The organism is Tepidanaerobacter acetatoxydans Re1, assembly GCF_000328765.2.
Lineage (GTDB): Bacteria > Bacillota > Thermosediminibacteria > Thermosediminibacterales > Tepidanaerobacteraceae > Tepidanaerobacter > Tepidanaerobacter acetatoxydans.
In genome coordinates this window covers 780,327-801,524 of sequence record NC_019954.2, presented here as the reverse complement: position 1 = coordinate 801,524, position 21,198 = coordinate 780,327, and the positions used below count along the sequence as shown (strand labels likewise).

Sequence of the window (21,198 nt, the reverse complement as noted above, 5' to 3'; positions counted from 1 at the left end):
TTTATTTGTCATATTGCAAAGATAATTTTTTAAATGGGGTTTAAGTTATGTTCAGTTGGATGAAGAAACTGCATAGAACTTTAGTGCATTCAAGTTCAAATCAACAATCCGAATCCGATCAAGATATCCCGGACAAAAAGGGTGAACCTTTATCCAAAGATATCAAAGTTAATTTTGAAAAAATGCAAGACATTTTTGCTAATTCCAGTGATGCAGTGATTCGCCGGTTTGAAGTAGGTTCAGATGTAAAAATAGGTGCATTTATAGTTTACATAGACGGCCTTGTTGACAGAGAAATAGTGCAATTAAGCCTGATGAAACCTTTGATGGTAGACATCAATCCGACTACTGTGGGCTGTAAATTTAATTAAAAAAAATGCTTTAACTATAATAAAAGAACGGATTTTATCTATTAGTGAAGTTAATGAAATAAATTGCCTGCAGGATGCTGTTAATGCAGTCTTGTCCGGAGATACGGTAATGTTCAGTTGGATGAAGAAACTGCATAGAACTTTAGTGCATTCAAGTTCAAATCAACAATCCGAATCCGATCAAGATATCCCGGACAAAAAGGGTGAACCTTTATCCAAAGATATCAAAGTTAATTTTGAAAAAATGCAAGACATTTTTGCTAATTCCAGTGATGCAGTGATTCGCCGGTTTGAAGTAGGTTCAGATGTAAAAATAGGTGCATTTATAGTTTACATAGACGGCCTTGTTGACAGAGAAATAGTGCAATTAAGCCTGATGAAACCTTTGATGGTAGACATCAATCCGACTACTGTGGGCTGTAAATTTAATAAAAAAAATGCTTTAACTATAATAAAAGAACGGATTTTATCTATTAGTGAAGTTAATGAAATAAATTGCCTGCAGGATGCTGTTAATGCAGTCTTGTCCGGAGATACGGTATTGTTTTTAGACGGCTCATCGACTGCTCTGATTGCAGGCAGCCGCGGTTGGGAAGCGCGCAGTATCGAAGCACCGGATACCGAAGTCGTTGTCCGAGGGTCGCGCGAGGGTTTTACTGAAACATTGAGGACAAATACCGCTTTGCTGCGCAGGAGAATTAAAAGCCCTAACCTGAAATTCGAAAGCATGAAAATAGGAAGGCAAACCCAAACCGATGTGATAATAGCTTATATAAAAGGTATTGCCAATGATAAAATTGTTGAAGAAGTAAAAAGAAGGCTGTCTCGAATTGATACCGACTCTATACTTGAATCAGGCTATATTGAAGAATACATCGAGGATAATCCCCTTTCTTTTCTGCCTACAGTGGGAAACAGTGAAAAACCTGATATGGTTGCTGCGAAGATGCTGGAAGGGCGAGTAGCCATATTAACTGATGGCACTCCTTTTGTGCTCACAGTCCCATACCTTTTTGTCGAGGCCTTTCAAAGCAGTGAAGACTATTACTCGCGGCCTTATTACGCTTCTTTTTTAAGAACATTAAGGTATATAGCATTTTTTATATCCGAATTTGCTCCGGCGGCTTACATAGCTCTAACAACTTTTCATCAGGAAATGCTTCCGCCGACCTTACTCATAAATATGGCCGCATCTAAAGAAGGGACTCCTTTTCCTGCTTTTATAGAAGCCATGATTATGAATATCATATATGAAATCTTAAAAGAAGCTGGCGTGCGGCTGCCAAGGCCCGTCGGCCAAGCCGTAAGTATTGTGGGAGCCCTTGTTGTGGGAGAAGCGGCTGTTTCGGCAGGCCTCGTAGGTGCACCAATGGTCATCGTTATCTCTGTTACTGCTGTTTCAGCTTTCGTAGTTTCATCTATCAATGATACTACAACGATCATGCGATTTTTTTATATGATTTTAGCCGGCTCACTTGGGATGTTCGGAATAATGATAGGTGCCGCAGGGTTTTTAACACACTTGGCCGCTATGCGTTCCTTCGGCGTACCGTATCTTTCTCCAATTGCCCCCATATCCACACAAGATATGAAAGATGTCTTTATACGAGCTCCATGGTGGGCTATGCATACAAGACCGCGTGTGATCGGTTGGAAAAATCTAGTAAGGCAAAAATATAATCTAATCCCTGAACCAAATAAGGATGATGATAATAAATGAGGAATGTTATATGTTAGAAGACGGAAAAATATCCAATCTGCAGTTTATATGCGCTTTTGTTCTCAGCCGGCTGATGCTTACTATGACCTATCTTTCTTATTTTAAAGCTCCGCCGTTTAATCAGGACTTATGGTTATCCGCTCTTTTATCAGCGCCAATGCATATACTTCTTATGCTTCCGGCCTATTTTTTGGCAAAGCGCTTCAGGAATATGTCCGCTGTTCAATCGGCCGAAGTAATTCTTGGTCCCGCGGGAAAATTAGTATCGGCTTTATTTGTCTGGTTTTTTATACACCGAACTGCAACAATCTTGAGGGAATTCGGGGAATTTTTTACAGCGATTTTATATCCGGAAACCCCCATTCTGGTTTTTATAGGCTTAACTGCTTTGTTTGCCGCATATGCGGTCAAAAACGGGATTGAAACTATTTGCCGTATTGCACAAATTGCACTTCCTGTAATACTTTTTTCTGTCCTTTTAATTATGGCACTATTAGTAAAGGTTTTTGACTTAAGATGTATCTTGCCTGTTTTAGAAGACGGTATTGCTCCTGTCATATACGGTGCTTTTGTTATATCTTCCAGAACCGGAATGATATTGGCCATACCCATGTTGATACCTTACATAAATATACCTGGAAAATTAAAAAATTATTTGATTATCGGCTTAATAATACTCTCCTTCTATTTTTGCATTATTGTGTTATTAACTGCAGGTGTTTTCGGAGTTGAACAGGCTAAAATCATCGATTTCCCGTTTTTCTATGCAGTACAGCTTATAAGTGTAGGGGATTTTCTGGAAAGAATAGATGTGCTTTTTGTTGCCATATGGATTTCAGGCATGTTTGTTCATGCATCAATTCATTATTATCTTGCAGTTTTAGGAACGGCTCAGTTTCTTAAGTTACAAGACTATCGGCCCATATTACTGCCTATGGGAATCATAATTGTAAGTCTTTCCATTTTGCAATCCGAGAATATGGTTGCTCTTAATAAATTCCTGTCATACAAGGTATATACCTGGTATGTACTGTTTTTTACGGTAATTTTACCATCCTTTTTGCTTCTGGCAGCAGTAATTCGTAAAAAAGGAGCAGATTCAAGATGAAAAAGTGCTTTATAGTCTGTCTTGCAGTTATTTTGCTCGTGACTTTAAACGGCTGCTGGAATCGTCGTGAGCTGGATGCTATATCGATTGTAACAGCAGTAGGTATTGATAAATCAAAAACTGAAGAAAAAATACAGACTACCTTTCAGATAATGAAACCCAGTGCATTAAAGACTTCTGGTTCTTCAAGCTCAGGTGAGCAAAAAGGTGTTTGGACTTTGTCATCTACCGGATACACCATCTTTGATGCCGCCAGAAATGCCACAATGCAAACAGACCGCAAATTATTTTTCCCTGAAAATAAGGTTATTGTAATCGGAGAGGAGGTAGCAAAATCGGGTATAGCTCCGTTCTTGGATTTTTTTCTTAAGGATCCCGAACCAAGGCGGTTAAGTTGGTTGTTAATAGCAAAGGGCGAGGCTAGTGATATTATAAAAGCCAAGCATGAACAAGAAAATATTCCGGCAAAAGCTATTAGGGGTATGATAAAAGCCAGTAGTGCCACCTCAACAGCCGTTCAGGTCAATCTCAATGATTTTGCAAAATGTCTTTCAACTCCCGGCGTGGACCCTGTAGCATGCCGCATTGAATTGATAGGTGATGGTAAGCAAAGTGATAAAAAAATGTGTGTTACTGGTGCCGCTGTATTTAAAAAAGACAAGCTGGTAGGGTGGCTGGATCGCCCTGAAACTCGCGGTCTTAACTGGGTCTTGGGCAAAGTAGGCAGCGGCATTATCGTTGTAAAATCGCCAAAAGAAGAAAACAAAGATGTTGCACTTGAAATAATAAGAGCCGGCAGCAAAATAACTCCTGAAATTCGAGACGGTAAAATAACAATTACCGTTGAAATACATGAGGAAGGCAACTTGGCGGAACAAATGTCGAATGTGCAGCTGACTAATGTGGAGACTTTCAAGGAACTGGAAAAGCGAAAGGCGCAGGTAATAAAAAACGAAATAAATGCCGTTTTAGATAAAGCTCAAAAGGAGTGGGGAACCGATATTTTCGGATTTGGTGAAGCAATACATCGAAAGTATCCGAAAGAGTGGAAAGAGCTTAAGGGGAAATGGCGAGAGGAGTTCCCTAAAGTCGACATACAGGTCAAAGTTGACGCAAAGCTTAGAACTGCCGGCGTTTCTACAGCACCCAGCAAGGTGAGATAAGGCGTTAGAAAGGATATGGCTATGGAATATGGTCTGATTATCTTACTTGTATTATTAATAATATTTTTAGAAGTTCCAAGTCTCATCCAAAAGAAACTTTGGAGAGAACTTACAGCCTTTTTTGTACTTCTTGCTATTGGTTTTGTCTTGAGCCTTTTGCAGATTATGAAGGTGAAAATACCAAGCCCTAATGATGCAATCATATTTATTATTGAGTCTATATCAAAAAAGTTAAAGTAGTATTGTATCAATGCACCACGTTCAGTCTGCATTATAATACGTGGTGCTTTTTGTATGTACACCTTTCATGGCGTAACTTATACTGCATCAAAATCTTTTTTAACGTAGTAAGTAGTAAAAAGTCTGATATAATATATGTAAATATGCCATGGTGGTGATGAAATTGAATGCGGAACAGCGCAGAGATAAAATCTTAGATTTACTGCAGTCGCATCCAGAACCTTTATCCGGCAATGAGCTGGCAAAAATCTTTGAGGTTACCCGCCAAATAATAGTACAGGATATAGCCATTCTAAGGGCTTCCGGAAAGGATATTATCGCAACCGCTCAAGGATATATGATAAAAAAACCCTTCCCGGTATGCACTAAACAGATAGCCGTTTGCCATGACGAAAGAGATACTCAGGAGGAACTTTTAACCTTCGTCGAATGCGGCTGCAAAGTGATAGATGTAATAGTCGAGCACCCTTTATATGGCGAGCTTCGGGGCATGCTAATGCTATCCAATTCTCAAGATGTAGATACCTTTTTAAACGCCGTAAACCGACACAAGGCCAATCTGCTTTCCCGATTAACAAATGGTGTCCATATTCATACGGTGGAGGCCATCAATTTTGACTGCATCAGCAGAGCCGAAAAACTGCTAAAAGAAAAAGGCTTTTTACTTGAATAAATTTTTTTAAAACTAGTTGACTATTCATGTGTATATACAGTATAATAGTTGCTAAATAACCATATCTAATTTTTGCATTAAAACGCAAAAACTAAAAAAAATTGAAAGGACTAATGTGCAATGAAAACTAAACAACTTGTCACAAGTGCTTTACTTACGGCTTTATCACTGCTTATACCAATTGCCTTTGGGGGATATCTTCGGATATATATTCCGCCCTTTTCGGCTACCTTGGCATCACATGTACCCTCAATGATATCTATGCTAATCAGTCCAACAGCAGCGGTAATGGTAGGGTTGGGTTCTTCACTGGGTTTTTTATTAATATTAGGGCCTGTTGTGGCGGCTAGGGCATTTATACATGTAATCTTTGGAGTTGTCGGCGCTTACTTAATAAAAAAGGGATTCTCCTTTTCCAAAACTCTGCTGCTTGTAACTCCGATCCATGCTCTGGGTGAGGCTTTGATAGTCCTTCCACTGGGCTTTGACCTGTATACTGCCTTTGTCGTAGTAGGTGTTGGGACTATTTTGCATCATTTAATCGACAGTGCTGTAGCCATAGGCTTGATAAAGGTGCTTTCCACCGGATTGTCTTTATCAGGAAAAAATTTTTAATCGGCCTTTATCCACGATAAAGGTTCTTGCTTGCTATTTCAGCAGCTTAACTCTCTTTTAACTATATCATCCAGGATAATCCCTGCTTCCTTTATGACATTAAGACACCTAACCTCATCGTTATGGTGTTTTTCTTTTAATTGGGGACAGTTTATATCTCCCATCTTATCCCTGTATCGATTCAAAAACTCCTTTTCCAAAGTCTTTACTCTATCGCTTTCATGTGCCCTGTCCTTTACAAAAAGCACCCCCAGCACCATTATACCCCCTGTCAGAGCACCGCACACACTGTCGATGCCCATGCCCCCTCCAAAACCCGCAGCCATTTTCAGCGCATTTTTGTCCAATCCCAGTTTATATACATCATTGGCTGCATAAAGGATTGTTTCTGCACAATTTAAGTTATGCTCTTTAGAGTAGTACTCTTCTATTTTTTTAATTAGCATAATAATCTCTCCTTATATAATATATTTTGACCTATTTTTGCCCCATTGATTTTAATATATGCTCCCGAGCCTTTATTTCCAAGGAATCATCCAATTCCTCAAGGTTTGCGATATTATACTTATTTTTCAAGGCTATGGCTATAATTTCATCACAGAGCTTTGGGTTTTTGGGAAGGAGCGGGCCGTGCAAATAAGTTCCGATGGCGTTCTTGTAACGCACTCCTTCAGTTTTATCCTCGCCGTTGTTTCCAAAGCCGGAAATTACTTGTCCGAGAGGCTTTAAGCCATTTAGGTATGTCTTTCCTATGTGGTTTTCAAATCCGACAAGATAATAATCTTCAGTTTTTACTACTATATTGCCCACAAAGTGACTATCTGCGGGTTCGGTATAAAAGTCAAAAAGACCCAAACCGTCAGCAGTTCCTCCTTTGCCTTGATAGTATTGACCCAAAAGCTGGTATCCACCACATATGGCAAGCAGAACTTTGCCTTGCTCAACTGCATCTTTGAGGTTTGCTTTTATGTTTTTCATATCGTGTACTGCAATACTCTGTTCACTTGCAGCACCTGCACCGACAAAAAACATATCCACATCTTTAAAATCTACTTTATCCCCCATGTGATGCTCAATGACATCCAACTGAATATTTCGCCATTGGCAGCGTTTAAACAGTGCAAGGACATTGCCGGTATCGCCATATAAATTCAACAGCTCAGGATACAGATGGCACATGGTAAGTTTCATTATCCTCATTTCTCTCCTTTAATATTTTTTGGATGTCAAAAAGCAGGCTGTAGTTCAGTAAAATATATCCCGCATCACTTTCGGATTTAACGATACCATCAACAACATCCTCAAGGTTTTCTGCGATTATTAGTTTTTCAGGCTCTACACCCGCATATTTTAGCCGAAGTGCAACATCGTATCTTCGTTGGCCGAACAATATATAGCAATATATTGTTTCATCAACTTCCTGCAATATCTCAAAATTTGTATCCCACAGCCACGAAACATCCCTGCCGTCCTGTGGAAGGTCATTGATGCCTATAGCTACAGTTTTCAAGCTTGAATCACGACTTACGACCTTCATTGACTCATTAAAACCTATCGGATTTTTAGCAAGATTTAACGTAATGGGTTTTTGAATATAAAATTTTTCCATTCTCCCGACTTGAGGTCTGTAGGTTTCAATACCCTTTAATACAGTTTCCGGAGTATTTCCCGCCAAAGCTCCGCAAGATGCGGCTGCCAATGTGTTATAAATGGAATATGTATCGTTGATGTTTATATCTGTTTCTACTATGAAGTCTTTATCCTTGCCCCAAACAATCAATTTCCTTTTTCCTGATTTATCCTCTATAAATGCTCTAAAGTCAGGCACAGGTCTTGTAAAGCCGCATTTTTGACAGGTATAGTGACCCAACTGTCCGTAATAGCAGTAATTGTAATGTAATCTATTGCCGCATTTTTTACAGAAAACGGCATCTCTAGCCAAGCCTTTGCTGCCCATGTCTGTTTCGGTTTCAACACCATAGTAATACTTCATGTGCGGCAGCCCATCGCCGAGACTAACCAATGCGGGGTCATCTGCATTTATTAATAATACTGTGTCTTCAGATGTTTTAATGGCTGTTTTAATTTTATCCAGGAGGACATCCATCTCGCCGTGTCGGTCTAACTGATCTACAAATATATTTGTAAATACAATAATATGCGGCTTTATATGAGCCATTACTTTCGGCAGTGACGCCTCATCCACTTCCAAGCAGGCATAATCCCACTCAAAACTTCCAAGGGTACTGCTGTTTATAAATGCCGAAATAAGCCCCGAATTCATGTTGGCACCCAGCTGATTGCAGACACAGGAATGACCTGATTGACGAATTATGGAATATATCATGTTATTTGTTGAAGTTTTTCCATTTGTTCCGGTAACAAATATTATTTTATCTTTTACTTTTGAACCAAACCATGTAAGAATATCGGGGCACAGTCTAAGAGCCAATTCTCCTCCTATATTTGTTCCCTGATGACCTGTCAGTTTAGCAAGTGCTGAGGTCATTTTTGCTGCTATCACAGCCAGGATTCTTCTCAACTTATGTCCCTCCCCTTTTAAATACGGCATTAATCAATAAAACTGTTTTTATTATAGCATTAGAAATTCTGTGATGCAATTTCTGTTAATAATACAGATTATGCAGTAAAAAGCATTAAGGGAGTGTTTCGCTAATCATAAAAAAGCAAAACACTCCCTTGAGATGCAGTTATAATTTACAAGGAGTTTATTTCCTCAGTTGTATAAAGTTTTATTCCGGCAGACTGCAGAACTTCTACTGCCTTTTCGGGGTCCTCGACTCTAAATAGTATGAGGGCCCGTTTTCCGTTTCGCTTTATAAACGAGTAAAGGTACTCAATACTCACGCCGGCTTCATTCAGCGTTTGAAGGGCTAAATTTAAGCCGCCGGGCTTATCGGCTACTTCAACAGCCAAAACTTCAGTTGTACTGACCGGAAATTTCTCGGCTTTTATGGCAGCAACTGCTTCTTCCGGTTTGTTTACAATCATGCGAAGAATACCAAATTCCGTAGTATCTGCAATGGATATTGCGCTTATATCAATATCATTTTTCTCGAGAATATCAGTAACTTGAGAAAGTTTGCCGGGTTTATTTTCCAAAAACACCGATATCTGTTTTACAAACATAAAACCCCTCCGTTCATTTTGCTTGGAATAAACCTCTTACAGCTTTCTTTTATCAATAACCCGTTTTGACTTGCCTTCGGTTCGTTCAATGGTATGTGGTTCAACCAGTTTTACGTTAACATTGATTCCCAGAGTTGTGTAAATTGACGAAATGATTTTTCTTCGAACCTCTTCCAGTTTCCTGACTTCATCAGCAAACAATTTTTCTGAAACCTCTACCAAAACTTCCATAGAATCAAGGTTGTCTTTGCGGTCTACAATAATTAAGTAGTGAGGCTCCGCATCGCCGGCAGTCATCAAGGCACTTTCAATTTGCGACGGGAACACATTGACTCCTCTGATAATGAGCATATCATCCGTTCTGCCTAAGAGTTTTTCAATTCTGGCATGAGTCCTGCCGCAGGAACACGGCTCGTAGGAAATGGACGTAATATCTCTCGTCTTATATCTGATAACAGGCAAGCCTTCCTTATCAATGGTTGTAATTACCAGCTCGCCCCTTTCACCCTCGGGCAGAGGTTCTTCTGTATTCGGATCTATGATTTCAGGAATAAAGAAGTCCTCAAATATATGAAGGCCTTGCTGCTCCATGCATTCGCAGGCTACACCCGGACCGATTACTTCGCTTAATCCATAAATATCCAATGCCTTAAGCCCAAGCTTTGATTCCAATTCTTTGCGCATATTATCCGACCATGGTTCTGCTCCAAATATTCCGGCCTTTAGGTTTAACTCCTCGTGCTTTATTCCCATTTCTTCCAGGGTTTCAGCAATACACAGAGCATAAGAAGGAGTGCATGCAAGGATTTCGGTTTTTAAATCCTTCATCAGCATCACCTGACGGCGGGTATTGCCACCAGAGGTAGGAACTACTACCGCACCCAGTTTTTCCGCACCATAGTGGAAACCCAATCCGCCTGTAAAAAGGCCATAGCCGTATGAAATCTGGACTACGGATTCCCGCTTTCCGCCACCCATCGTAAGACATCTTGCTATTAACTCAGCCCAGTTGGCTATATCCCTGCGGGTGTATCCAACTACTGTCGGCTTTCCGGTTGTGCCCGAAGAAGCATGAATTCTGATAATTTCTTCAAGAGGCACAGCAAACATATTGTAAGGATAATTATCTCTTAAATCCTGCTTAGTGGTAAACGGCAGCAGCTTCAAATCTTCAAGGCTATTGATGTCTTCAGGGATTATTCCTCTTTCCTGCATCTTTTGCCTGTAACTTTCTACATTGTGATAAACTCTGTCTATGGTTTCTTTTAGCTTTTCAAACTGATATGAACGGAGCTGGTCTCTACTCATACATTCTCTTGCTTTATTCCAGTGCATAAGCGTCCCCCCTAACTTGAAATTTTGCTTTAGAATGTAATATTCATACTAACTATCTGCGATACTAGATTTTAATAGTTAAGTAAAATTATATAATATAATATCAAAAATGCAACCAATATTTTAAACTAGATTAAATTGCCAGGTTCAGGCTTTTCTTAGTCTTGGTGTAAAAAGTTAAGTGTATATTCATATCTTAACTTTTTGTTAGTATCATAGCTCTCCCCATCCATACATTTTATTTAATCCGCAAAGGGCAACCGCAGTCGCCCCCATCAAGCCGCCATCATTGCCAAAAGGAGATGCCTTAATTTTTAAGTCCTCATTTGCTCTCAAGTATATGGAGCGCCGTATGTATTCCCATAGTGTTTTTTCAAAAAGAGGAAACGACAGGGATACACCTCCACCGATTACTATCATTGCGGGGTTTAATAGGTTGCAAGCTCCAGCTATGGCTTTACCCAGGTAATAACCTTCTAATCTGAATGTCTCCAGTGCAATAAGGTCTCCTTCTTCTGCAAGAGCTGCAATGGTTCTTGCATCTGTGATTTTGCCATGAATTAACCGGTTTCCACCAAGTTCAATGTAATTTTTCACTATTCCGCCACCTGCAGCATACATCTCAAGACACCCTCGCTTGCCACATTTGCACCGGCGCCCATGCTCAACTACGGTCACATGGCCCATCTCCCCGGCACAGCCCGTAGCTCCGTAGTATATTCTATCTTTTAAGAATATACCCCCTCCGACACCATTAGAAACCGTAAGATATAAAAAATCTGATACATTTTGGCAAACCCCAAAAAGCCGTTCTGCCAAGGCACATGCTTGTCCGTCGTTGTCTGCATACGCGGGTATTCCAAATTGCCTGCTGAGTATAGAACCTAGAGGTATGTCCCTTATTCCGGAAAAAGAAGCCTCAATCCAATATCCTCTTTTAGGGTCTGCCAAGCCCGGGATGGTGACTCCAATTACTTTTGGAGTGTAATTCTCGTTTTTCTCTAAAAGTTCTTGCGCGGCGGCAATAATTGATGTCACCAGTTCATTCCCTGTTTTTTCAAAACATGTATAGCGTTTTTTCGCATATATTTCGCCTTTTTCACTTACAAGACCAACTATGTATTTTGATCCACCGATGTCTATTGCCAGTACCGCAGGCTTTGTCATGCTAAATCCCCCAATACGAATAATGTTCACAAAACCTATAAATATTTCTCTGGGTTGATTATCATCGATAGGTATGGAACAAGATTTGATGACATGCAAAAATAAAATCTTAGTCTAACTTAAGAGCCGAATCAAAACTTACTTCCGATGGTTCGAAGTTTATTTTTTTTGTAAACTCAAAGGCTTCTCTGGCACCAAAGGTCCGCTCCATGCCACTGTCTTCCCATTCAACCGAAAGTGGACCATGGTAACCTATTTGGTTTAATTCTCGGATAATACCATCAAAGTCAACATTACCATGACCTAGGGATACAAAGTTCCAGCCCCTTCGAGTATCGCCAAATTCAATGTGACTGCCCAATATTCCTGCCTTCCCGTCTAACTTTACTTTTACATCCTTCATGTGAACGTGATATATCCTATCAGCAAAATCTCTTATGAAGATACAAGGATCTATACCCTGCCATACCAGATGAGACGGATCGAAGTTAAGTCCCAAGGTGGGGCGATAGTCAAAGGTCTTGAATAGTTTTTCGGTGGTATAGTAGTCAAAGGCAATTTCAGTGGGGTGCACCTCTAAAGCGAATTTAACATTACACTGGTCAAATACGTCAAATATTGGGGTCCACAGTTCTTTGATTTTCCAAAAGCCCTCTTCCACCATCGTCTGGGGAGTCTGAGGGAAGGAATACCAATACGGCCAGATAGGAGAACCTAAAAAACAAGTAACGATATGTATGCCTAGTTTCTCTGCTGCCCTTGCAACAGTTTTCATCTCTTCTATTGCCCATGCACGGATTTCATCAGGCTTCCCTGATAAGTCGCTAGGTGCAAAGTTATCCAGTCTCGGATCCCAGTTGTCGCCAACACATTGTCCAATGAGATGAGCTCCTAATGCCCAAACTTTAAGGTTATACTTTGACAGGGTAGCTTTAAAATCTGACACATATGAATCCTCCCGGATAACTTTATGGACATCCAGGTGTGAATGACAAGCAACTTCTATGCCTTCATAGCCTATAGAACTTACCATTTTGCAAAGTTCATCCAATGGCATATCGCCAAACTGTCCGGTAGTTATTGTGATTGGTCTTTTCATAATATTGCTCCTTTCTCACTTTACATCTATAGTCTTGCCAAGCTTTGCCGACTCCTCATTTGCAAAAATTACATTCATGGCATGGATTGCGCTCTCACCGCTTAAGGCAGAAGGGGTATTCGTAATAATACTGTTTACAAAAGCATCTATTACCCCTGTGGATGTTCGCCCACCGCTGGTCTGCTCTTTGTTGGATGTAAGAAAGTCCAATTGATATGGTGTAACATCTCCATTCCTTTTCTCGATAATGAGGGAATACTTCGGATCATCATATAAGCGGATAACTCCATCTGTGCAGTAAAGCTTTGTCGAGTTATCTTCAACGCCGTAATTGGTCCAGCTCACATGCATAGTCCCAACGGCGCCGCTCTCAAGAGTATAAATACAAAAAGCGTTATCATCCACAGATATAGGTTTACCATCAGGGAGCTTTTTGTCCAAAGTTGTAACAACAGCCGAGGTTTTGACTATCTTCTGACCCGTTATGTAATATATAAGGTCTGTCTTGTGCACGCCAAGGTCTGCAAGAGCGCCGAAAGATGCTATGCGCTTGTCGAGAAACCATGAATCCTTACTGCCTGTCCAGCCCTCCGGACCCGGATGACAAAACTTAGTCTCGAATGTAATTACCCTGCCCATCTCACCGCTCTGGAGTATCTCTTGTGCCTTCATATGGGCCTTTGCCAGCCGTTGATTTAATCCTATCATGAGAAACTTCCCGGATTTTTGGGCCTCTTCTACCATGGCTTCACAATCTTGCCGTGTAGTGGCCATGGGTTTTTCGCATAGAACATGTTTCCCTGCCCTGAGGGCAAGAATAGAAATAGGTGCATGATATATATTTGCAGTGCATACACTCACTGCATCCAAATCTGAAGCCAATAGAGATTCTAGAGAGTCAAAAGCTCTGCCGCCATACTTTTCAGCCATAGCCTGAGCCTTTTCCGGCACCATATCAAAAAAGCCGACAATCTGACAGTTAGGGTTTTCTGAATATTCAGGCGCATGACGAACTTCAGTGATTTTGCCGCAACCTATAATACCTATTTTTAGCATAAGATTTCTCCTTATATAATATATTTAGGCTTTTAAACAGGTAAACCTATGAACCTGCTTGTAAATTTTTTATAAGGTTTGCTTGATTCATAATTACAAGTTGTTTTTTAAGTGGTAATATTAACTGGACTTTTTGCTGTTCTGTAGTTTCTGCATTAGAACTGCAATTACTATAATTGCGGCACTTATGGCACCATTTAAGTAAGTAGAAACATCCGCAGCCGTAAGTATGTTGCTTATCATTTTAAACATGAGGACACCGATGAATGTCCCAATAATTTTGCCTTTACCGCCGCTCATGGATGTACCGCCTATTGCCACTGCGGCAATGGCATCCATTTCAAATCCTGTAGCTGCAGATGCTGCCGCCACAGCCGTAGTACGAGAAGCATAAATTAGAGAAGTAATGCCGCACATAATACCTGTTACAATAAAGGTACAGGCCTTTACCAAGTCTACATTAATGCCCGAAAGTCGAGCGGAAGTCTCATTGCTGCCCACAGCATAGATATACTTGCCGAACTTGGTATGTTTCATAATGATATCGAATATGATACCTGCAGCGCAGAAAATTATCATCAGGTATGGAATTTTAAATTTCGGTGTTATGTAAATCCCACCGACGGCCAACATTCGCAAGCTCTCATAATATTCTTTATTTACCGTAAACGGGCCGCCAGAGCCAAAATGATTAATAATGGAGCGGCATGCGCTTTGCATGGCCATGGTTGCTATCATGGCAGGAATTCCGCCCTTTGTAACCATGAGACCGTTTAGTCCTCCTAAGATAAAACCTACTACGATACAGAAGAGAAGCATAATAAAAATACTTCCGGTGTTATTAAGTACAAGTATGCCAAAACTGCCGATGAAGGCCACCTGTGATCCTACAGATATATCTATAAGGCCTGCAGATATTACCATGCTCATGCCCATAGCAATAAGGCCCACCATAGAGCTCTGTACAAATATGTTGGATATGTTCGTCCATGTAAAGAAATTCTTGTTGACGCTTGCAGCGATTATCACCAGCAGTATAAAAGAAAGAATAAAGCTGTATTCCGTAATCAGCATTTTATATAGATCTTTTGGATATTTAGTTTTATTAGACATGTTTTTTATAGTTTTGAGCATATCTTTCACCCTCCAAATTTGCACCGGTAGAATAGTACATTACATTTTTCTCGGTCATCTCATGACGATTTAAAATGGCATTAATTTCGCCCTTGTAGAGCACAATACAGGAATCTGCTACCTTATAGATTTCAGGGAACTCCTGGCTGAATATGATGATGGCCTTTCCTGCTCGAGCCAAATCTAGTATGAGGCGGTATATTTCAAACTTAGTGCCTACGTCTATACCTTGAGTCGGATTGTCAAAAAGCATTATTTTTGCATCGGTTTCCAGCCACCGGCCTAAGATAACTTTTTGTTGATTTCCACCCGAAAGAGAGGTAATAGGGTTTTGGGGTTGCTCTGTTTTTATGGATAATGCCTTTTTTTGACGCAAAAAACGCTGGCTCTCGATTTTGGAGTTTATAAAAAATCTCTTATGCTTGGTATTAAAGTATCCCATTGAAATGTTGTCATAAATAGAAAGATCATTGTGGATACCCCGCTCCTTCCTCATTCTCGGTACCATTACTATCCCATGGCAAAGGGAGTCACGTATATTTGTCCCTGCTTTTAAATGAATTCCGTCAACTATAATTTCACCCTTATACGGTATTATACCGTAGAGGGCATCGGCTATAGCGTCACAGCCGCTCCCATGTAGGCCGGTTATGGCCAGTACCTCACCTTCATGTAAATCAAAGCTAATATTTCTAAAACCTTCGCCAGTCAAGTTTTTCACTGAGAGTGCTATCTTTTCCCCAAAGCTGCTTATTCGCTTCGAAAATTCATCGTCAGCCAACTGGCGGCCTATCATAAGCTCCGTAATACCGTTTTCGTCCATATCTTTTAAATTGCCTTCGGCCACTAACTTGCCATCGCGAAGGACATAATATGTTTCGCATATTTCAAAAATCTCTGGTATCTTATGTGATATATATATGAAACTGACGCCGCTATCTCTAAGCTGGCGCATTATTGAGAAAAGATTTTCTATCTCATTTGTGGAAAGTGCAGTTGTAGGTTCATCCATTATTATAAGCTCACACTTAAACAGCAAAGCCTTGGCTATTTCCACCAACTGCTTATCGGCCGCAGGCAACTTTTCCACCGGCGAATTAGGGTCGATCTTAACCTTCATACGCTCAAAAACCTTATTGCAACGACTTATCATCTCTTTTTTGTTCAAAAACCCAAACTTATTAGTTATTTCATTTGCAAGGAACATATTCTCAAATACCCTAAGGTCATTGCATAAATTCAATTCTTGATGTATGAGACGTATCCCATGCTGATTTGCAATCTTTGCATTAGCAATATTTACCTTTTCGCCGTTGATGAATATTTCTCCTGAAGTCGGGGGATAACTGCCTGCAAGTACATTCATGAGCGTGGATTTGCCGGCACCGTTTTCACCTAAAAGGCCGACTATTTCTCCAGGTCTCACGGTAAAGTTTACATGGTCGAGAGCTCGCACAGGTCCGAAGTCTTTAACGATGCCCTTCATTTCAACTAGCATTTTATGTTTGCTCCCTTCAATGATTATCATAAAAGCCGGCCAGGGTTTGCCGACCGGCTTTTATAGTCAGTGTCTAAATAATGATTAAAATTTCCCTATAGAATATCTTTCTTTGTAGATATCACTGTTCCTGTACTCTTCAAAATCATATGTAGCATCGCCTGCATTGCTGATAGAGAAAGATGGAATCAAATACTGACCGTTTACTAAGTTGGCTCCTGTGTATTCTTCTCCATAAAGATGTGCTACTGAAAGCCGTAAAGCTTCGCGGATAAAGGACGGCGCAAAATAAAATGTGCAGAATTTTACGGGGAGTTTGGTGTTTTCGAATTTTACAAGAGTGTCTTCGCGACCACCTACTGATGTGATGAGTTTTATATTGATTTTAGCCGGGCCTGAATATGCTTCAAGTGCATTCATGAGGCCATCAACGATTTCATCATCATGGGTGACTATAAGGTCCAGCTCCTCTATTTCTTCAACAGTGTGGGCATTGAGCCAGTCTTCCATCTGACCCTGGGCCGTTTCTGTAGACCAATCGGTCACAAAGGTGTTTGCAACCTGTTTAAATTTGGGTTCGATAACTTCATCCATGCCTTCATTGCGCTGGGAGGTAACGGTAGAACTATCACCTACGAAGCGAAGATACTGCACTGAATCCATATCTGCATAGTATTTGTTAATATATTCGCCCATCATTTTGCCAATACCCACATTATCGCCCATGATTTCGCCGACTAAGCCCTCAAAGTTGCTGATAAGACGGTCGTAAACTACGAGTTCAACACCAGAATCGATGATACTCTGAGCAGCACTTCTCAAGGCTTCACCTTCCATAGGCCATAACATAATCAGATCTACATCGCCTCCTGCCAAAAGGTTCTCTATTGAAGTAATCTGATCGGAAGCCTCAAGCCCATCCTTAACCACTATTTCAAGACCATCATATTCCGTCATTAAGGCCTCTGCTTCCATCTTGGCATGAGCAACACTCTCGCCAGTAAAGCCGTGGTCTCCCGAAGGAATCACAACACCGATTTTGAACGACTTCGTTTCAGCCTGTTCTTTAGGTTCTTCCGGACTAGTTGCGGAATTATTGCTACCACATCCGGCCAACAACAAAACCACCATGGCTACAGTAAGAATTAAAGACAAAAATCTCCTCATTTTAATATCCTCCTTTTGAGTTTTTATTTTTATGATAATAGGCTTTCGCCTTATTATCCAAAGTCAATAAAAGGTTTTGATGACTCTGATATAGCAGTCGGCTTTTTGCTTACTGTTTTGATTAATTATGTATATTAAATATGATTTTAGTATAAAAATCTTCATTATTTAATTTCATTGTCAATATGTAGTGTGCTTTTTTATAATAAAAACAATATATGGATATTACATATTTTTGAGTAATATTATAATATCTTCTAGATTTGCAGTTCCTGTTACCTTAAGTTGCTTTATTACTATGCTTGATGCCGCACTGCCGACATAAGCAGCTTCCTCATAAGTAGCTCCTTTTGTTAATGCAAATACCGCTCCAGCATTGAACGCATCTCCTGCACCAACAATATCTATGGGGCCTTTCACAGGAAATGGTGGAATTTTATGGGAATTGCCGTCAAACAAGACGCTGCCATACTCTCCCAGAGTCACATATATAGGCATGTGCTTTTTTTTATAGAGCAGCTCTGCATACTTAAGTGCCGTATCTCCATCTATAACCTGAGCATCTATGCCGAATATTTTAGAAATTTCCTTTTCATTGCATTTTAAAATAGAATTGTTGAATCTATCTATATATCTGCGTGAATCTACATAGAACACAACACTGCTATATATCCGTGCCAGGTTACCCAAAAATTTTCTTATATGAGAAGTTACAGCCGCAAAATCTTCTTCTTCAAACTGGTCACATATGATTACTCCATCGCTTAATTCAGCAACCGCTTTAATGTTTTCAATTAGCTTTTCCTGAAGAGCCATAGGGGTTTTAGAAAAATTTTTTATATCAATTCTATTCATTTCATGCTCAGAATCTTTTTCTAAGCGTATAGGCTTTTCGTATGCGCAGGTATATCGCTTTTCCGTATGAATCATAAATGATGTATCTGCACCTACCTCTTTGAGACATTTTTCCAGCTCGTATCCATCGCCGTCTTCACCCAATATACCCACACAGTATACTTTTGCCCCCAACGAGCAGAGGTTGTTTACTATAGTACCTCCGGCACCGGCGTAAATTTTCTTTTTTACTACCTGGTATGCTGTAAGTCCTGTTTCTAGAGAAATCTCATCCAAAGCTCCATCTATGTATAAATACTTATCAATGCAAAAGTCTCCAAACACTGTTATGACCGGCTTTTTTCGGCTCTTTAAAATTTCTATTAACGCTTTGTTATTCATGCTATTTTTCATCCTCTATAGCTATTGCAAACTTTGCTATACTTGGCAGAGTATCTTTGTGCAGGCCTTGAATATAGTAACTCTTTCCGCCATCGGCAACGGTACGAGTAAGTATTGTCTTCCAGGGTCGAAAGTAATATCCGGGGTCTGTCTTTGGCGGAATAGTGCTGTAACCTCCATCAGGTATAGGCTGTATATCCATTACTCCTGTGGTAAAGTTAGTAATTCTTTTTCCCCGCTGATGCGCAACATTCCGCGCCATAGAAAGGGCTTTTAAGTATACTTCAGGACCTGTGACGGCTGAACCAAAGTTGAGATATACTCCGTTTTCAAGGTTTGTTATAGTCTGGGTGTATATGAGAAAATCACGGTAGGATGCTTCACCTAGAACTCTGCCATCCGTATTCGGATGCTCATGTAATATGTCATTTCCTATACCAATATGTACTGTACAAGGCACGCCCATATGATAGCCGTTTGCTAAAACACTGTATTCTTTATAAGGAAGGTCGTTTTCCCATATGTAGCGGCCAATAGCCTCGCCGGCGCCTAGGCCATCTTCCACGCCTTCGCTTAAGATGTCGTTTATCATTCCGGTCTCATGCCATAGGCCAAACTGGCCCTCGCTTACATATTTGGCCACTGATTCACAGGTCTTGCCAATCAAGGAAAATTCAAAGTCATGTATACTTCCTGCACCATTGGTGGCAAAGTGAGTTACGAGCCCCCTCTTCATAAGTTCTATCATGTATAAGGAGCAACCCGTGCGTATAACATGTGCACCATACATAAGAATTGATGCAGCATTTTTCTTTTTTGCATCGACAATAGCTCTGGCAATGGCTCTTACTTTCTCATCATCAATAATGGCAGGAGAACTGTCAACAGGAATGATAGTACTTAACAGATCTACATCGTGTTTCCTCTCATCTAAGGATTTTATATTCAGTTTTGACGTATCAAACATTTTAAAGGGCATAATATCAATCCTACCTTTTACCAAGTATGAATTTTAAAAGCCTACTAGTATTTGTAAAATCAGGAATGACACAATCGGCTCCTGCTTCTAAAAGTCGCTGCCGTTTCCACTGATTAACCGAGGTATCCTTCAGTGTCTCGTTACTGGCTACAGCTACCGCATAGCCACCTACATTCTTGGTAAGTAATATTTCTACATACCCGTCACCAAAGGAAATGAGCCTATTTCCCTTTACGCTCTTTTTCTCTATCAAATTTTTTAGAACCTGTTCCTTTGAACAGAGGATGCTATTGGAATCCGTAGCGCCGTGGATTGATTCAAACATATTTGAAACACCTAAAAGACCGGTTTCCTTAAGCACGTCTACTTCATCGGTGCCGCTAGTTAAATAGCATTTTATGCCCATCTCATTTAGAGCTATAAGGGTATCCTTTACGCCAGGAACTAGATAGGCTGCTGGATTTCCTCCATCTTTCAGATAATCTAGCCTACTTTGTATATGTTTCATAAGGCGATACAAGTATTCTTTTTTATACTCCATTGGCTCTTTTGGAACCCCGCCATATTTTTTTACTATCTTACAGAGCTCCAGGCACTGGAAAAAGGTCTGTTTACCTGTAAGCCTATCTATAAAATCAGTGACTATTACTTTTGCATTATCTTTTTCAGGTGCCTTCGGACATGTTAAGAGCTCATCTGTAAAATATTCACACATAATCGACCGCCAACCTTCTCTAAGAAGGCTTACAGTACCATCAAAATCAAATATTGCACATTCAGGAATCTCACCACTGGGATAGCTAATTACTTCAATGTCCCATACATTTTTGAGCTTTTCGCGAAGAGTGCAGATAAGTGAATGTATGTAAAACATGTGAAGGTCTTCGATTTGTTCCATTGAATATGTAGGTGCTATAAGGCAAAGGTCGCAAAGGGATTTCATCCGGCCGCCGTCACGACCTCCGAAACCAATGACGGTCATGCCCATTTTTCGAGCCGTCTGGCAGACTTTTATGATATTTGGTGAGTTGCCGCTACCACTAAAGACAATCAACAAGTCTCCACGACGTCCGATAGTCCGAAGCAGGATACTGTAAGCATCATCGTAAGAGAAGTCGTTGGAAAGACAAGTTATAACGGCATTTGAGTCGTTTAAACATATAGAAGAAAAGCCTTCCCTACCCCATACCCGGCATCCCTTCATCAGGTCGTTTATAGCATGGCTTGCTGTAGCGGCAGAGCCGCCGTTACCTGCAGTAAAGATAAACCTGTCCAAATCTTTGCTGAGCAGGATTTCATCAGCAATAGCACGTAATATATCAAAATCTGTGCTTAATAAAGCATTACTTACCTGACGGGCATATTCCTCCGGTTGAGGCGAACCATTATAATCACAAGATACATGATTTTCCAATTTTTCACCACATTTCGCTATTTTTTAATTGTTAAACGATTATCTCATCAGGTTATGTTATAGCTGCGAGATG

General features: G+C 40.3%; 21 protein-coding genes. 7 read left to right on the top strand and 14 right to left on the bottom strand.

The features are described 5' to 3' along the window. Positions 1–47: 47 nt before the first annotated feature. The 7 genes from TEPIRE1_RS03760 (at position 48) to TEPIRE1_RS03730 (ending at position 5,890) form a co-directional block, all read left to right on the top strand. A complete protein-coding gene (locus TEPIRE1_RS03760) occupies positions 48–371 on the top strand; it encodes a spore germination protein (protein WP_015295056.1) in 324 nt (107 codons plus the stop codon). Positions 372–480: 109 nt separating this feature from the next. Then, positions 481–2,091, top strand: a complete 1,611-nt coding sequence (locus TEPIRE1_RS03755; protein ID WP_013777847.1) for a spore germination protein — start codon at positions 481–483, stop codon at positions 2,089–2,091. A 10-nt stretch (positions 2,092–2,101) separates the two neighbouring features. Then, entirely contained in the window at positions 2,102–3,199 is a 1,098-nt protein-coding gene (locus tag TEPIRE1_RS03750; RefSeq protein ID WP_013777846.1) for a GerAB/ArcD/ProY family transporter, read from the top strand. Next, positions 3,196–4,362 (top strand): Ger(x)C family spore germination protein, encoded by a 1,167-nt coding sequence (locus TEPIRE1_RS03745; RefSeq protein ID WP_013777845.1) that lies wholly within the window; start codon positions 3,196–3,198, stop codon positions 4,360–4,362. Before TEPIRE1_RS03750 ends, TEPIRE1_RS03745 begins: the two co-directional genes overlap by 4 nt. Before the next feature lie 15 nt (positions 4,363–4,377). After that, positions 4,378–4,602, top strand: coding sequence for a hypothetical protein (locus TEPIRE1_RS03740; RefSeq protein WP_023211385.1), 225 nt, complete (start codon positions 4,378–4,380; stop codon positions 4,600–4,602). Positions 4,603–4,765: 163 nt separating this feature from the next. Continuing rightward, a complete protein-coding gene (locus TEPIRE1_RS03735; RefSeq protein ID WP_013777843.1) occupies positions 4,766–5,275 on the top strand; it encodes a transcription repressor NadR in 510 nt (169 codons plus the stop codon). Positions 5,276–5,395: 120 nt separating this feature from the next. Continuing rightward, positions 5,396–5,890 (top strand): hypothetical protein, encoded by a 495-nt coding sequence (locus TEPIRE1_RS03730; RefSeq protein WP_013777842.1) that lies wholly within the window; start codon positions 5,396–5,398, stop codon positions 5,888–5,890. A gap of 38 nt (positions 5,891–5,928) precedes the next feature. Here the strand turns inward: TEPIRE1_RS03730 and TEPIRE1_RS03725 are convergent, their stop codons facing one another. From TEPIRE1_RS03725 to TEPIRE1_RS03660, 14 genes are all read right to left on the bottom strand, one after another. Continuing rightward, positions 5,929–6,336 (bottom strand): C-GCAxxG-C-C family (seleno)protein, encoded by a 408-nt coding sequence (locus tag TEPIRE1_RS03725; protein WP_013777841.1) that lies wholly within the window; start codon positions 6,334–6,336, stop codon positions 5,929–5,931. A gap of 31 nt (positions 6,337–6,367) precedes the next feature. Continuing rightward, positions 6,368–7,081, bottom strand: coding sequence for a type 1 glutamine amidotransferase (locus TEPIRE1_RS03720; protein ID WP_015295051.1), 714 nt, complete (start codon positions 7,079–7,081; stop codon positions 6,368–6,370). After that, complete coding sequence (locus tag TEPIRE1_RS03715) at positions 7,050–8,432, bottom strand: MurT ligase domain-containing protein (RefSeq protein ID WP_013777839.1); 1,383 nt, start codon at positions 8,430–8,432, stop codon at positions 7,050–7,052. The genes TEPIRE1_RS03720 and TEPIRE1_RS03715 overlap by 32 nt, the downstream gene beginning before the upstream one ends. 176 nt (positions 8,433–8,608) lie before the next feature. Further along, the gene (locus tag TEPIRE1_RS03710; protein WP_013777838.1) at positions 8,609–9,040 is read right to left on the bottom strand and encodes an ACT domain-containing protein; all 432 of its coding nucleotides are present in this window, start codon (positions 9,038–9,040) and stop codon (positions 8,609–8,611) included. A gap of 36 nt (positions 9,041–9,076) precedes the next feature. Then, positions 9,077–10,375 carry a phenylacetate--CoA ligase family protein gene (locus TEPIRE1_RS03705; RefSeq protein WP_013777837.1) on the bottom strand — a complete coding sequence of 433 codons (1,299 nt, stop codon included), beginning with the start codon at positions 10,373–10,375 and terminating at the stop codon, positions 9,077–9,079. Between the two features lie 213 nt (positions 10,376–10,588). Further along, positions 10,589–11,542 carry an ROK family protein gene (locus tag TEPIRE1_RS03700; RefSeq protein ID WP_013777836.1) on the bottom strand — a complete coding sequence of 318 codons (954 nt, stop codon included), beginning with the start codon at positions 11,540–11,542 and terminating at the stop codon, positions 10,589–10,591. A 109-nt stretch (positions 11,543–11,651) separates the two neighbouring features. Continuing rightward, positions 11,652–12,641 (bottom strand): sugar phosphate isomerase/epimerase family protein, encoded by a 990-nt coding sequence (locus TEPIRE1_RS03695; RefSeq protein WP_013777835.1) that lies wholly within the window; start codon positions 12,639–12,641, stop codon positions 11,652–11,654. A 15-nt stretch (positions 12,642–12,656) separates the two neighbouring features. After that, entirely contained in the window at positions 12,657–13,697 is a 1,041-nt protein-coding gene (locus TEPIRE1_RS03690) for a Gfo/Idh/MocA family protein (protein WP_013777834.1), read from the bottom strand. Positions 13,698–13,817: 120 nt separating this feature from the next. Then, entirely contained in the window at positions 13,818–14,831 is a 1,014-nt protein-coding gene (locus TEPIRE1_RS03685) for an ABC transporter permease (RefSeq protein WP_013777833.1), read from the bottom strand. Next, a complete protein-coding gene (locus TEPIRE1_RS03680; RefSeq protein ID WP_013777832.1) occupies positions 14,803–16,329 on the bottom strand; it encodes a sugar ABC transporter ATP-binding protein in 1,527 nt (508 codons plus the stop codon). The genes TEPIRE1_RS03685 and TEPIRE1_RS03680 overlap by 29 nt, the downstream gene beginning before the upstream one ends. Positions 16,330–16,413: 84 nt before the next feature. Then, complete coding sequence (locus TEPIRE1_RS03675; protein WP_013777831.1) at positions 16,414–17,496, bottom strand: sugar ABC transporter substrate-binding protein; 1,083 nt, start codon at positions 17,494–17,496, stop codon at positions 16,414–16,416. A 225-nt stretch (positions 17,497–17,721) separates the two neighbouring features. After that, on the bottom strand, positions 17,722–18,732 hold the full coding sequence (locus TEPIRE1_RS03670; RefSeq protein WP_013777830.1) for a bifunctional heptose 7-phosphate kinase/heptose 1-phosphate adenyltransferase: 1,011 nt from the start codon (positions 18,730–18,732) through the stop codon (positions 17,722–17,724). Between the two features lies 1 nt (position 18,733). Further along, a complete protein-coding gene (locus TEPIRE1_RS03665; RefSeq protein ID WP_013777829.1) occupies positions 18,734–19,711 on the bottom strand; it encodes a GSU2086 family protein in 978 nt (325 codons plus the stop codon). A gap of 10 nt (positions 19,712–19,721) precedes the next feature. Beyond that, entirely contained in the window at positions 19,722–21,125 is a 1,404-nt protein-coding gene (locus tag TEPIRE1_RS03660; RefSeq protein ID WP_013777828.1) for an SIS domain-containing protein, read from the bottom strand. Between the last annotated feature and the right edge of the window lie 73 nt (positions 21,126–21,198).

What these genes read in the sequence shown, in the direction of transcription:
- TEPIRE1_RS03670 (WP_013777830.1), bottom strand. Translation starts at nt 18,732, where the DNA reads ATGAATAACAAAGCGTTAATAGAAATTTTAAAGAGCCGAAAAAAGCCG.
- TEPIRE1_RS03750 (WP_013777846.1), top strand. Translation starts at nt 2,102, where the DNA reads ATGTTAGAAGACGGAAAAATATCCAATCTGCAGTTTATATGCGCTTTT.
- TEPIRE1_RS03725 (WP_013777841.1), bottom strand. Translation starts at nt 6,336, where the DNA reads ATGCTAATTAAAAAAATAGAAGAGTACTACTCTAAAGAGCATAACTTA.
- TEPIRE1_RS03760 (WP_015295056.1), top strand. Translation starts at nt 48, where the DNA reads ATGTTCAGTTGGATGAAGAAACTGCATAGAACTTTAGTGCATTCAAGT.
- TEPIRE1_RS03720 (WP_015295051.1), bottom strand. Translation starts at nt 7,081, where the DNA reads ATGAAACTTACCATGTGCCATCTGTATCCTGAGCTGTTGAATTTATAT.
- TEPIRE1_RS03740 (WP_023211385.1), top strand. Translation starts at nt 4,378, where the DNA reads ATGGCTATGGAATATGGTCTGATTATCTTACTTGTATTATTAATAATA.
- TEPIRE1_RS03685 (WP_013777833.1), bottom strand. Translation starts at nt 14,831, where the DNA reads ATGCTCAAAACTATAAAAAACATGTCTAATAAAACTAAATATCCAAAA.
- TEPIRE1_RS03665 (WP_013777829.1), bottom strand. Translation starts at nt 19,711, where the DNA reads ATGCCCTTTAAAATGTTTGATACGTCAAAACTGAATATAAAATCCTTA.
- TEPIRE1_RS03745 (WP_013777845.1), top strand. Translation starts at nt 3,196, where the DNA reads ATGAAAAAGTGCTTTATAGTCTGTCTTGCAGTTATTTTGCTCGTGACT.
- TEPIRE1_RS03755 (WP_013777847.1), top strand. Translation starts at nt 481, where the DNA reads ATGTTCAGTTGGATGAAGAAACTGCATAGAACTTTAGTGCATTCAAGT.
- TEPIRE1_RS03705 (WP_013777837.1), bottom strand. Translation starts at nt 10,375, where the DNA reads ATGCACTGGAATAAAGCAAGAGAATGTATGAGTAGAGACCAGCTCCGT.
- TEPIRE1_RS03700 (WP_013777836.1), bottom strand. Translation starts at nt 11,542, where the DNA reads ATGACAAAGCCTGCGGTACTGGCAATAGACATCGGTGGATCAAAATAC.
- TEPIRE1_RS03680 (WP_013777832.1), bottom strand. Translation starts at nt 16,329, where the DNA reads ATGCTAGTTGAAATGAAGGGCATCGTTAAAGACTTCGGACCTGTGCGA.
- TEPIRE1_RS03695 (WP_013777835.1), bottom strand. Translation starts at nt 12,641, where the DNA reads ATGAAAAGACCAATCACAATAACTACCGGACAGTTTGGCGATATGCCA.
- TEPIRE1_RS03710 (WP_013777838.1), bottom strand. Translation starts at nt 9,040, where the DNA reads ATGTTTGTAAAACAGATATCGGTGTTTTTGGAAAATAAACCCGGCAAA.
- TEPIRE1_RS03690 (WP_013777834.1), bottom strand. Translation starts at nt 13,697, where the DNA reads ATGCTAAAAATAGGTATTATAGGTTGCGGCAAAATCACTGAAGTTCGT.
- TEPIRE1_RS03730 (WP_013777842.1), top strand. Translation starts at nt 5,396, where the DNA reads ATGAAAACTAAACAACTTGTCACAAGTGCTTTACTTACGGCTTTATCA.
- TEPIRE1_RS03675 (WP_013777831.1), bottom strand. Translation starts at nt 17,496, where the DNA reads ATGAGGAGATTTTTGTCTTTAATTCTTACTGTAGCCATGGTGGTTTTG.